Annotated in this window: 11 protein-coding genes; all 11 read left to right on the top strand. The window is 43.8% G+C overall.

Annotated features, from left to right (window positions below; all coding sequences use genetic code 11):
• Positions 1-200 precede the first annotated feature (200 nt).
• On the top strand, positions 201-527 hold the full coding sequence (locus MHN30_RS13830; RefSeq protein ID WP_239360029.1) for a DUF2946 family protein: 327 nt from the start codon (positions 201-203) through the stop codon (positions 525-527).
• 383 nt (positions 528-910) lie between these two features.
• Complete coding sequence (locus MHN30_RS13825; protein ID WP_239360028.1) at positions 911-2,020, top strand: efflux RND transporter periplasmic adaptor subunit; 1,110 nt, start codon at positions 911-913, stop codon at positions 2,018-2,020.
• Between the two features lie 13 nt (positions 2,021-2,033).
• Complete coding sequence (locus MHN30_RS13820; protein ID WP_239360027.1) at positions 2,034-5,162, top strand: CusA/CzcA family heavy metal efflux RND transporter; 3,129 nt, start codon at positions 2,034-2,036, stop codon at positions 5,160-5,162.
• Positions 5,163-5,219: 57 nt separating this feature from the next.
• A complete protein-coding gene (locus tag MHN30_RS13815; RefSeq protein ID WP_130165318.1) occupies positions 5,220-6,104 on the top strand; it encodes a cation diffusion facilitator family transporter in 885 nt (294 codons plus the stop codon).
• A gap of 107 nt (positions 6,105-6,211) precedes the next feature.
• Positions 6,212-6,730 carry a hypothetical protein gene (locus tag MHN30_RS13810; RefSeq protein ID WP_130165319.1) on the top strand — a complete coding sequence of 173 codons (519 nt, stop codon included), beginning with the start codon at positions 6,212-6,214 and terminating at the stop codon, positions 6,728-6,730.
• 14 nt (positions 6,731-6,744) lie between these two features.
• Positions 6,745-7,356 carry a superoxide dismutase gene (locus MHN30_RS13805; protein WP_069023160.1) on the top strand — a complete coding sequence of 204 codons (612 nt, stop codon included), beginning with the start codon at positions 6,745-6,747 and terminating at the stop codon, positions 7,354-7,356.
• A gap of 142 nt (positions 7,357-7,498) precedes the next feature.
• Positions 7,499-8,857: an AlkA N-terminal domain-containing protein gene (locus MHN30_RS13800; RefSeq protein WP_239360026.1), complete on the top strand. Its 1,359-nt coding sequence runs from the start codon at positions 7,499-7,501 to the stop codon at positions 8,855-8,857.
• Positions 8,854-9,315, top strand: coding sequence for a methylated-DNA--[protein]-cysteine S-methyltransferase (locus tag MHN30_RS13795; protein WP_130165321.1), 462 nt, complete (start codon positions 8,854-8,856; stop codon positions 9,313-9,315). The genes MHN30_RS13800 and MHN30_RS13795 overlap by 4 nt, the downstream gene beginning before the upstream one ends.
• A gap of 104 nt (positions 9,316-9,419) precedes the next feature.
• Entirely contained in the window at positions 9,420-10,145 is a 726-nt protein-coding gene (locus MHN30_RS13790; protein ID WP_239360025.1) for an amino acid ABC transporter substrate-binding protein, read from the top strand.
• A 56-nt stretch (positions 10,146-10,201) separates the two neighbouring features.
• On the top strand, positions 10,202-10,780 hold the full coding sequence (locus MHN30_RS13785) for a thymidine kinase (RefSeq protein ID WP_010374832.1): 579 nt from the start codon (positions 10,202-10,204) through the stop codon (positions 10,778-10,780).
• 181 nt (positions 10,781-10,961) lie between these two features.
• Positions 10,962-12,359: an ATP-binding protein gene (locus MHN30_RS13780; protein WP_239360024.1), complete on the top strand. Its 1,398-nt coding sequence runs from the start codon at positions 10,962-10,964 to the stop codon at positions 12,357-12,359.
• The last annotated feature ends 15 nt before the right edge of the window (positions 12,360-12,374 follow it).

Raw genomic sequence — 12,374 nt, 5'->3', positions numbered from 1 at the left:
AAAACAGTGTGTTATATATTGATTATAATTCGCATTTAAGTTGATGTTTTGGCCTAACAATACAAATTATTGTCATTTCATTTTGAGTAGGATCAGTAATGACAGCAAAAAATAAGACTTAAAGCTTAGCGCTACTATTGACAGAACAAGTGCAGGTGGTAAATTGACAACGATCTTTTGTGTTAAAGAGAAATGTAGACTTGAATAAGCTAGTTTTGATTTTTGTGATGCTCTTACTTTCGGTGCAAGCCGTAAGTGTGTTCGCGTCTGAATCTAGCTTCCATCAAATTGAAGTGTCTCACCTCCAACATACTCACGACCATGCTGAAGATGCGCAAGCAGACTCCAGCGGACATCACACAAAAGATTGCCACCACTGTGGTCATTGCAGTGGGACGCATTTGAATTTAGTGATTTTAAAATCTTTGATCCCCTTTGAAATGCGACCAAATAGCGAAATTTATCCTCAATCAGATCCCAAAGTGCGCGCTTTTGTAGAGCAAGCACATCGTCCACCGATCGCTTAAGTAGCGGTTATCATTGAAGGCGCGAACTCAATTTGACTTAACTAACCTGAGTTTAGGTTAATGAGTAAATTGATAAACCCAACTTAGCGCAAATTCGTGTTTGTGAGTAAACAACTAGGCCTGTTTTCTATGCTTATGTGTTTTGCTTTCAGTGATATTACCCATTCCGTTTATACCAATTGTATTAAGTCAATGAGCTACTTTAACACTGATTGGTATTACTCCTTCTTAGCTGATGACGTTGAATACAGATAAATCACGTCTGCTTGAGAAGCGCATTCTTGTTCGCGAATTGGCACTGTAAAAGCAATGCTTGGTGCAATTCGCTAAACAAGCTAACGGTTTTGAACGTCAACTTACGTTCTTGAGTAAAAGAGTATCGAATGACAAACTTTAAAATTTTCTCCATCTATTTCGCGGTGAACGCGCTTTTTAGCTCGCTGGCATATGCCGGCGATGGTCATGAAGAACATGAAGAGGAAGAAAATGCCATCGTACTAACGCAACAGCAGATGCGTTTTGCCGGAATTCAGACCAAAGAAGTCAAGCTGGAAAGCCATGAGCGCTTGTATTTTGCACCTGGAGAAGTAAAAGCCAATGGCTATACCAGCTATTTAGTATCGCCAAGAGCCGATTCAATCGTGTTAAAGCGACACACTACGCTTGGTTCTATGGTTAATGTTAACGACCCACTTATCACCTTATTCTCGGAGGCAATGGCGCAGGCCCAAGCGCAGTATTTGGTCGCTTCAACAGAGTGGGATAGAGTCAAACGTTTAAGTAAAGAAACCATCAGTGAGCGTGAACGCGTTCAAGCAAGTGCCGATTTTAGTTCGGCTTATTCAAAGTTGTTGGCACTTGGAGTAACAGAAAAAGAGATTAAAGAAATAGCCACTAAGCCCGCCAGTGAACTTGGCCAATATACGCTCGTTGCAGAGCGCGAGGGGGTGGTAACTCAAGATGCCTTTACTCAGGGCCAGCATGTTGCTTCTGGCACAACTTTAATGGCAATCACTGATGAAAGCGAGCTATGGGTAGAAGCACGTTTACAACCCAACTCTCAACTTTCGTTAGCGGTTAACTCTAAAGCATTGATTGGCATTGAAGATCAGCAATATGCGGCTCGTGTTATCCAAGCAGCGCATACTATCGACCCCATTACTCGAACCAGACAGATCCGCCTATTGGTTGAAAATAGTGACGACAAGCTACACGCAGGGATGTTTGTTAACGTCAATTTTATCATACCGTCAAAAGAGCCAACCATTGCGTTACCTGCAGACGCGTTAAGTCGTGGGCCTGACGGCGATTGGGTGGTGTACATCGAAGAAGCACCCGGCGAGTTCCATCCCAAAGAAGTGACTTTAGGTGAAGACTTTGGCGCTCAGGTTGAAGTTATCGGTTTGGCTGTGGGTGAGCGCGTGGCCGTAACCGGGGCGTTCTTTATTGCGTCAGAGCAAGCCAAATCAGGCTTCGATCCGCATAACCATTAAGGGGAGCCTCATCATGTTTAATCGAATTATCGATTGGTCTGTAAACAATCGGCTTCTAATTATTCTTTTTTTACTCGTTATCACGGCAACTGCTAGCGTGACTATTCCAAAACTCAACTTAGATGCGTTTCCCGATGTAACGAATGTGCAGGTTGCGGTGAATACTGAAGCGCCGGGACTGGCAGCGGAAGAGGTTGAGCAGTTAATCACTTATCCAATTGAGGCTGTGATGTATGCCTTGCCTGATGTGCAGCAAGTGCGTTCAATTTCTAAAACAGGTCTATCTGGCGTTACGGTGGTATTTAAGGAAGGCACCGATATCTATTTTGCAAGACAGTTGGTATTTGAGCGCCTCCAAGCTGCGAAGGAGTTGATCCCAAGCGGTGTGGGTACGCCAGAAATGGGGCCAAATACATCAGGGCTTGGTCAAGTATTTCAATATATGTTGATGAGCGATCCGAACTCTGAATATGATGCAATGGCCTTGCGTAGTCTCAATGACTGGGTGGTCAAGTTGTTAATTATGCCAATTGATGGGGTGACTGATGTATTGGCCTTTGGCGGCGATGTGCGCCAATATCAAGTCAATATCGACCCCAATAAACTCTTGGCTTATGCACTCACTCAGCAAGATGTGGTGAGTGCCATCGAGCGTAATAACCAAAATGTTGGCGGCTGGTATTTAGAGCGCGGTCAAGAGCAGTTGGTGATCCGCGGAACAGGCTGGTTTCAAAGTGGGGAGAAGGGGAGCGAGGAGATTGCCAACGTGCCCGTCAAAACCATTGATGGCACGGTCGTGACTGTGGCTCAGGTTGCTACTGTATCGATTGGTGGAGAAATCCGCCAAGGCGCGGTGACGATGTCTAGAAAAAGCGCCTCTGGTGAAGTGGAACAGCTCGGTGAAGTTGTAACAGGTATTGTGCTCAAGCGAATGGGAGCAAACACCAAAGCAACCATTGATAGCATTAACAACCGCGTGGAACTTATTAATAAAGCACTACCTGAAGGGGTAAGGTTTGAGCCTTTTTACGATCAGTCGGATCTGATCAGTAAAGCAGTTCAAACCGTCGTTGAAGCCTTGGCACTGGCATTTATTTTTATCGTTGTGGTGCTCGCGCTATTTTTAATGAACCTGAGAGCAACTTTTCTGGTGCTCATCTCAATTCCTATTTCAATTGCCATTGCACTTGTGGTTATGGCGTGGCTTGGCGTCTCAGCCAACTTAATGTCGCTAGGCGGTATCGCAGTCGCGATAGGGATGTTAGTTGACGGCTCAGTGGTGATGGTAGAAAACATCTTTAAACACCTAACAAGGCAAAAGGAACGTGATGACTTTTCTGTAGGACTCATTGTTGAGCTCGCAGGAAAGGAAGTGGCGAGGCCAATCTTTTTTGCTGCCAGTATTATCTTAGTGGTGTTCACCCCGTTATTTAGTTTTGAAGGGGTTGAAGCCAAACTATTTCAACCTATGGCAATTAGTATTATTTTGGCTGTTGTTGCAGCGATATTTGTTGCCCTTATCATCGTCCCAGCACTTGCGACCTACTTATTTAAACATGGCGTTAAAGCGCGAGAGAGCATCATTCTCGTCGCACTGGAAAAAGGCTACCGTTGGACGTTAAGTCGAGTATTGCATAGGCAAAAGCTGTTGATGGCAATGGTCATTTTACTGATTGCGGCAGCCGGTTTTACGTTCACTAAAATTGGTACCGAGTTTGTCCCAGAACTTGAAGAAGGCACCATCAACTTAAGGGTAACGCTGGCACCTTCCGCCAGTCTTGAAACCGCGCTGAATGTTGCGCCTGAGCTGGAAAAAATGTTGCTCACTTTTCCTGAAGTAAACTACGCGCTGAGCAGAATTGGTCGAGCGGAGATAGGAGGCGATCCTGAACCGGTAAATAACATTGAAATCTATATTGGCCTTGCGCCAGTAGCACAGTGGCAAAGCGCAAATAATCGCTACGAATTACAAGCTTTGATGGAACAAAAGCTATCGGCTTACCCCGGCTTACTGTTTAATTTTTCACAGCCTATTGCGACGCGTGTCGATGAATTACTCTCAGGTGTTAAAGCGCAGTTGGCGATTAAGTTGTTTGGCCCAGACCTAGCTGTGCTTGCAAAAAAAGGCAAGGAAATTGAGGCTGCCGTGGCGCAAGTTGAAGGAACAGAGGGCGTACAACTTGAGCAAATAGCTGGTGAGTCACAGCTGATCATCACCCCAAAACGTCAAGCCTTATCGCGCTACGGTTTAGCTGTTGGCGATGTTATGGCTTTAGTGCAAGATGGCATTGGCGGCAGTAAAGCGGGGCAGGTTATCAACGGTAATGAGCGCTATGATATTTACGTCCGCTTGGCACCTAAGTACCGTCAAAGCAAACAGACCATTGAAGAAATACGTTTACAATCAAGTTCAGGTGCGTGGATCCGGTTGGCTGATGTTGCGAATGTTGAATATCAATCTGGTCCACCGCAAGTAAGGCGAGATGACGTTCAACGTCGAGTGGTGATCCAAGCTAATGTGCAAGGTCGGGATATGGGCAGTGTAGTAAGTGATATTCGCGCGGCTATTGATAGTAAAGTTGACTTACCAACAGGTTATGGTGTTGAAATCGGTGGTCAATTTGAAAACCAGCAACGAGCACAAAAACGCTTGGCAATCGTGGTGCCGCTATCTTTGGCGCTAATAGCACTCCTACTTTACTTTGCATTTGGTTCAATGGCTCAGGCTGCGCTTATTTTAGTGAATGTGCCGCTGGCAGTTATTGGCGGGGTATTTTCTTTATATATCTCAGGACAATATCTATCGGTCCCAAGCTCGGTTGGGTTTATCACCTTATTCGGTGTCGCGGTACTCAATGGTGTGGTCATGGTTGAGAGCATAAACCAGCGATTGGCTGCGGGAGAATCGCTTCATTCAGGTGTCTTTGAGGGAGCAATTTCAAGGCTTAGACCCGTGCTTATGACTGCGATAACCTCAGCACTTGGACTTATTCCCATGCTGTTATCGACAGGAGTGGGCACTGAAATTCAAAGGCCGCTTGCCAGTGTAATTGTTGGTGGATTATTAACGTCAACCTTGCTGACCTTGTTTGTATTGCCAGCACTTTATCCACTATTCTCAAAGCAAATTAAAAATTCGTAATGCCCGTGGGGGCCATTGAAAGTGGCCCCTTCTTCGGATCAATAAATAGGATTGAGTATGTCTCACGCACATCATCACCATCATGGAAACAAGCTCGGTTGGGCCGTATTTGTTAATATTCTACTGAGTGTCGCGCAGGTCGTTGGTGGCATTCTCTCTGGCAGTCTCTCTTTGGTTGCTGATGCGCTACATAATTTAAGTGACGCTGGTGCGCTTATTATCGCGTTAGTCGCGCAAAAAGTTGCAAGAAAGCCGGCCTCACTTGAACTCACTTATGGCTATCAACGTGCTGAAATAATTGGGGCGTTAATTAATAGCGCGACACTCATCGTTGTTGGGGTTTATCTGTTATTCGAGGCGATTTCTCGATTTTTAAATCCAGAGCCAATTGACGGCTGGATAGTGGTGTGGCTCGCGGCCTTGGCGTTAGTTATCGATGTTATCACAGCGCTTATTACTTATTCTGCAGGTGCAAAAACCAGCCTAAATATTCGTGCGGCATTTATTCATAATGTTTCTGATGCTGCGGCTTCCGTTGCGGTGATCGTGGCTGGAACATTAATCATCTTATATCAATGGTATGTGGTGGATCTTATCGCCACTGTGTTGATCTCCGCGTACGTGATTTATCATGGCGTAGAACTGAGTAAAAGTAGTATTAGAATTCTCATGCAGGCGACGCCAGATAATATGAATATTCAGGAGGTTAAGAAATACCTTGAGACACAAGAGAATGTTAAAACAGTAAGCCATATCCATGTTTGGCAGCTCAATGAGCATGAATATATTTTAGAGGCGCAAGTTGTCATTACGTCCTTGAGCGACCAAAGCACGCTAGCGCGGTTAAAAGAGGGGTTACAGTCGCGGTTTGGATTGTCGCACACCACACTTGAATTAACCGAGGACTCTTTGGTAACACACCAGTGTGTAGAAATTGAATAAATACAAATGAAAATGGTTTGCATTAATGTTTATGTGATCGTATAGTGCCCCAATAGCTCATACAGGTTTGCTTGCACAAGTAAGCTAGTTCGGTAATAGGGTAGAATATGAAAAATCGCATGGACCTTAGTGCAAATCGCTTAGCCAGCGGAGCTTGCGCGTTATCTTCAGTGCTGTCACCTTGGCAAGCTAAAATACTCTCTGGTAATCAAGCATATCAAGCGCAAATATTTCTGCGTGCCCGTGACGAATATCAGGTTGCATTGACACTCGCAACAGGTATTTTAGATGAATTTTTATTATGCCAAAAAGACAATGTCGTGATGAGTGCCATAGCGCATAGTCTACCTGCCGTCGTGGTATCCGCGCATAATCTAGCTGACACTTTTATTGCGCTAGAACAGCCAAATAGAGCGTGCCAGCAACTTATCTCAATCCATCTGAAAATACATGCAACTTACCTAGAATATGCCAACGAACTTGCACCTATTGTCTTGCATCATTTGCATAAAACTCGACAAGAGTTGATCCACTTTGCAAAACGCTACCCTCACTTACCTGAGCTGATTCATCAAATTAACGAAGCGATGCTGGTAACGCACCTGCATGCTCGCGTTTTACATTAACATTTGGAGGTCGAATGGCTTATACCTTACCTGAGTTACCGTACGCATATGATGCACTGGAACCACATATCGACGCGAAAACGATGGAGATCCATCATACTTTGCATCATCAGACATATATAAACAAAGCAAACGCCGCGTTAGAGGGGACAGAGTTCGCAGGTAAAGACACCGAAACGTTACTGAGAAATATTAAAACGTTACCTGAAAACTTACAAAAAGCAGTGCAAGAACATGTCGGCGGGCACAATAACCATAGTTTGTTCTGGCAAATTATGACTCCAAATTATGCGCCTCTATGTGACGGGCCGTTAAAACAAGCGATAGAAAGTGAGCTCAGTGGTTTTGATAGCTTTAAAACTGAATTTACAAACGCTGCTGTCAGTCGATTTGGTAGTGGCTGGGCATGGTTAGTTGTAGATGAAAATGGCAAGTTAGCGGTGACGAGTAGTCTTAACCAAGACAGCCCCTACATGGAGCAGCACACCCCAATATTGGGTTTAGATGTGTGGGAACATGCTTATTACCTCAAATATCAGAATCGTCGACCAGAATACATCGCGGCTTTTTACAACGTCATTAATTGGTCTGAAGTCGAGCGCAGATATAACCAAGCAGTAGGTTAGTACTTTTCTTATTTCCTCAGTTAGTTAAGCCCCTAGTGGGCTTTTTTCATGAATATTCCAAACATGGTTGAGTACCAAAAATGGCTAGTTTGCTATAGTGATAGCTATTAGACTGAGTGAAAACGAAGTACGAGCGAAAGTCATGTATACACCAGAAGTTTGTTCTCAAGCTAGAAATAGTCGCGATGCTAGATTTGATGGGTTGTTTTTTGTTGCGGTCAAGAGCACCGGCATCTATTGTCGGCCAATATGCCCAGCACCTGCTGCAAAAGAAAAGAATGTAGAGTATTTTCAATTTGCCCACAATGCTGCGCAAGCAGGCTTTAGGCCTTGTATTCGCTGCCGTCCCGATAGTGCACCGGGTAGTTATGCATGGCTTGGCACGGAAACAACCGCAGTCAGAGCCAAAAAGTTAATCGACGAGGGAGCCTTAATACGTCATTCGACAGAAGACTTAGCCGATAGGTTAGGCATTTCGGTCCGTTACTTAAATAAAGTATTTAATCAATATTTTGGTACCAGCCCCAAGCAATATGCACTTTATAAGCAATGTGACTTAGCTAAGCAGCTTTTACAGCAAAGTGACCTTCCTGTTACGCAAGTCGCGTTTGCCGCCGGCTTTAACTCATTGCGACGCTTTAATGATGCATTCCAAAAGCTGTATCAGTTATCACCAAGTCAACTCAGAAAAGACGCCGGTAGTGGCTCTACCATTGCAATTTACTTGTCCTATCGACCACCATACAACTGGGATAAAATGCGGCAGTTTTTAGCAATGAGAATTGTGCCAGGTATCGAGTGGTTAACAGAAAACAGTTATGGGCGAACCGTGATGATACAAGGTGAAATAGGGCGTTTCACCGCGACTATCGAACCTGAAAAACATCGTTTTAAAGTGGCTATCGCGCTCTGTGATTTATCCTTGTTAGTTCCGATGATTGCGCAGATCAGGCGTGTGTTAGATTTAGATGCGGACACCTGTTTTATTGAGTCTCACCTTCATGAAGCCGCACCTGATTTGCCGCTACAAGAGGGACTCAGATTACCCGGGATTTGGAGTGAGTTTGAAGCGGGCATGAGAGCTATTTTGGGTCAACAAATCAGTGTTCAAGCGGCGAGAAGCTTACTCGCTTTATTGGTCGAAACGCTCGGTGAGGTGGCTGAAGATGGCATGCGTTATTTCCCTAAGCCTAAGGCCGTATTTGATAGTGATCTTGCCTTTTTCAAAATGCCTGAGCGACGAAAGGCGGCTATTAAAGCTTTTGCTGAGCAATACGTTGGTTCGGAGCATGTTGAACTTGATGACTGGTTAAAGATTAAAGGTATAGGCCCTTGGACTGTCGATTATGCAAAAATGCGCGGATTGAGTCACCCAGACATTTACTTGGGTGGTGATTTGGGGGTTAAAAAGGCAATGGAAAAATCCTTAAAAACAATAGATATCGAAAAGTGTGCTCCTTTTCGTTCTTATTTAACTTTTCAACTATGGCAACAATTATGATTGAAACTACATTAACCTCGCCCACTGGAGAGTGGATAATACAAGCATCTAGTATTGGTTTACGATATGTCGGTTTTTTTCCAAAAACGCGCTATGAGCAAGGGGAAAATCGGCATACAGAAATGGCAAAAAAACAGTTAACAGAATACTTTGCTGGCAAACGCCAACGCTTTGATGTGGTACTTGATGTGGATGGTACGCACTTTCAAAAGCAAGTCTGGCAGGTGTTGGCACAAGTACCATTTGGTGAAACGCATAGTTATGGTTGGATAGCTGAGCGCTTAGGAAACAAAAATGCTGTCCGTGCTGTTGGCGCTGCTAACGGCAAAAATCCAATTAGTATCATCGTGCCTTGTCATCGCATTATTGGTGCAAATGGCAAACTAACAGGATATGCTGGCGGACTTGAAGCGAAAGAGTGGTTGTTACAACATGAGGGAGTGAGCTTCAAAAAATAGAGTATACTAGTGGTTAATCGTTGTTATTTCGATTGACTATATGTTTGGAGTGAATGTTGAGACTGCTATTTATTGTTTTTTGCGTTTTTACTTCGTGGGCCTGTATGGCAACAGAGGTTCGCTTTTGTTATGAAGATAAACATGCTCCACCCTTTATCCATGGTGCAGGACAAACTGTGCCATCGGCAAATCCAGGCGTCACGATCCAGATAGTACAACAGCTTGACGAGCACGTAAAAGAGGTGAGCTTCACCTACACTCGAAAGCCATGGAGCCGTTGTTTGCATGAGCTGGAAAATGGTAAAGTTGATGCCGTGGTGGCAAGCCATCGAGCGTCTAGAGAAGGGCTAATGGCATATCCAAAGAACCCCGATGGCACTGTTGCACAGCAATATGCAATTAATCGGATCAGCACTTGTTTACTCAAAAGCAAAACCAATAAAGCACCATTAAATCTGGGCAAAGAAATAGAACTCGCAGTCCCTCGTGGCTATGCTATTCGAGAAAGTATGCCAAAGCATTTTTCCATATTTGAAACCGACTCGTTGGAGCATGCTATTGCCTTGGTTGAAAATGAATTACTTGATGCGACCATAGGTCTTTGCCAAATCGGTAATATGCCAATCACATTATCACCCCCCTTTAACCACTTAGAAGCGGTTTTTCCACCGTTAGAAACGTCGTTTGGTTTTATGGCATTTTCTGAGCAGTTTTATCAGCAGCACCCTGAGTTAAGCTGGAAAGTGTGGCGTGCAAGTCAGCTTATTAACCTCGACACCTTATATAGTGAGTATTTACGTTCACAAACCACCCAAATGGATAAGCAATAGATCTTTTAATCGTTAGTCAGTAAACTAGCGCGAATTTTTATTTCGAAATATCTATTATGGCTCAGCTTTATTTTTACTATTCGGCAATGAATGCCGGTAAATCTACGACTTTATTGCAGTCGGCATTTAACTACCGAGAGCGAGGCATGCGCCCGTTTATTATCACAGCTGCAATTGATAACCGTGCTGGTGTGGGCAAAGTAGCGTCGCGTATCGGTTTAGAGGCTGAGGCGCAAGTTTTTGAAAGCCAAACAGATGTGAAAGCACTACTGATGTCTGCTCATACCGAGAATAAAATAGACTGTGTATTGGTAGATGAGTGCCAGTTTCTAACAAAAGCTCAAGTCGCAGAGCTGACGGATATCGTCGATGAACTGCGGATCCCGGTATTATGCTATGGTCTTAGAACGGACTTTCGTGGTGAGCTGTTTGAAGGCTCGCAATATTTGCTGGCATGGGCAGATAAATTGATTGAGCTAAAAACCATCTGTCACTGCGGTCGCAAAGCAAACCGAGTGCTTCGCACCGATGAGCACGGCAAAGCTATTGCGGATGGCGATCAAGTTGTGATTGGTGGTAACGATAGGTATGTTTCTCTTTGTAGAAAACACTATAAGGATGCCCTAAGCGCATAAGTATATTCAAACCTGATGTACTGTGAAGAGTGGCTTCTTTACAGTACAGATCCCGTTCTATAGTCACTCAGTATTTCTTCCTACCATAGTGCTAAATATATACCATTTTCTGGTTCGAATAATTTGGTAAACCTGCGGATTTGTACCATCCTTAAGAAATAGGAGTAAGGGTGTCATTTTAATGAGTCAGCAGCAGCCATTATCTTTCTTAAACGTTTCAGAACCTGATGAACAAAGCCTAGACGAGTGTGCATCTCCTTGGGTCGTGTTGATTGTCGATGATGAACCTGAAGTGCATGATGTGACTAAACTTGTGTTAACGGCTTATCGGTTTGAATTAAAACCGCTCGAGTTACTTCATGCCTATAGCAAAAAAGAAGCGATTGATATTTTAAGCAATCGAGATGATGTTGCATTGATTTTACTCGACGTCATTATGGAAAGTGAAGAAGCGGGTTTAGAATGTGCGCAATACATACGTGAAGAGCTTGGCTATCATAACGTGAGAATAGTACTGCGCACCGGTCAGCCTGGCAGTGTACCGGAACATGAAGTCATGCTGCGTTATGATATCAATGACTATAAAAATAAAACTGACCTCACAAAATCTCGTCTATTCACTATGTTAACCAGCTCGCTGCGCTCTTATCGAGATTTAAATCGACTTGAGTTGTTGACCGATGAACTAACCAAACTTAACGAAGGATTGGAAGAAAAGGTCAAGCAGCGCACCCATGAACTTGAGTCGTCAAATGATGCCTTAAGAGAGGCATATAACCGTATTGCTGAGCAGCAGCAAGCGTTGATCCAATCAGAAAAGCTCGCTTCAGTAGGACAGTTTGCTGCGGGTGTAGCCCATGAAATAAATAATCCGCTTGCGTACTTAAAAAGTAACTTAGAGTTTGTACAAAGTTCGTTGGTTAAGTTGTATCGAGCTTGGCAATTTTTGGCAAATAATTCGCAACTCTCTCCTGAATGTGCAAAATCACTGAGTGAATTGGAGAAAGAGTATCAACTAAACTGGGCTTTGAGTGAAAGTGATGATGTGATGGCTGAAATGCACTCGGGACTCGACAGAATTCAACTGATTGTTAAAGAACTGAGTGTGTTTTTTGAGAGTAATCAAACTCAGTTTCAGCAAGTAGAATTCTATTCTCAAATTATGGATTCTGTGATGATTAATTTGGAGTTGGATGGTACAAACTTGAGCTTGATTGAATTTGAAAAAGGAGAGCGGTTTGAGTTGCACTGTGCCCCAGCACTCCTAGAACACAGTATTTACTGCCTCATAAAGAACGCTTTAGAAAGTACGGGTAGAATGCGAAAGGCCATTAAAATCAACACGAAAGTTGAGGATCAAACACTCTCTATCGATATCTTCGATTGTGGTGAGGGGATTGCGGATAAGCTGGTACATCGAGTATTTGATCCGTTTTATACCACTAAAGCCTCAGAAAAGCATGTGGGACTTGGGTTAACGATTGCATCGAATATCATCAAATCTCACGGTGGTGAACTATCTTTAACGTCAGTGATTGGTAAAGGCACCAAAGCAACCATCACTTTACCCTTAATCTGACTGCTAGTGTACTCT

The sequence above is a fragment of the Pseudoalteromonas sp. OF7H-1 genome, from assembly GCF_022347825.1.
Classification (GTDB): domain Bacteria; phylum Pseudomonadota; class Gammaproteobacteria; order Enterobacterales; family Alteromonadaceae; genus Pseudoalteromonas; species Pseudoalteromonas maricaloris.
Note: the sequence above shows the minus strand (reverse complement) of the source record. Positions and strands in the feature narration are given on the sequence as shown.

Bases quoted from the DNA above. Each gene is read 5' to 3' on its own strand.
- MHN30_RS13790 (WP_239360025.1), top strand. From the start codon at position 9,420: ATGGCAACAGAGGTTCGCTTTTGTTATGAAGATAAACATGCTCCACCC.
- MHN30_RS13780 (WP_239360024.1), top strand. From the start codon at position 10,962: ATGAGTCAGCAGCAGCCATTATCTTTCTTAAACGTTTCAGAACCTGAT.
- MHN30_RS13805 (WP_069023160.1), top strand. From the start codon at position 6,745: ATGGCTTATACCTTACCTGAGTTACCGTACGCATATGATGCACTGGAA.
- MHN30_RS13810 (WP_130165319.1), top strand. From the start codon at position 6,212: ATGAAAAATCGCATGGACCTTAGTGCAAATCGCTTAGCCAGCGGAGCT.
- MHN30_RS13795 (WP_130165321.1), top strand. From the start codon at position 8,854: ATGATTGAAACTACATTAACCTCGCCCACTGGAGAGTGGATAATACAA.
- MHN30_RS13800 (WP_239360026.1), top strand. From the start codon at position 7,499: ATGTATACACCAGAAGTTTGTTCTCAAGCTAGAAATAGTCGCGATGCT.
- MHN30_RS13785 (WP_010374832.1), top strand. From the start codon at position 10,202: ATGGCTCAGCTTTATTTTTACTATTCGGCAATGAATGCCGGTAAATCT.
- MHN30_RS13825 (WP_239360028.1), top strand. From the start codon at position 911: ATGACAAACTTTAAAATTTTCTCCATCTATTTCGCGGTGAACGCGCTT.
- MHN30_RS13815 (WP_130165318.1), top strand. From the start codon at position 5,220: ATGTCTCACGCACATCATCACCATCATGGAAACAAGCTCGGTTGGGCC.
- MHN30_RS13820 (WP_239360027.1), top strand. From the start codon at position 2,034: ATGTTTAATCGAATTATCGATTGGTCTGTAAACAATCGGCTTCTAATT.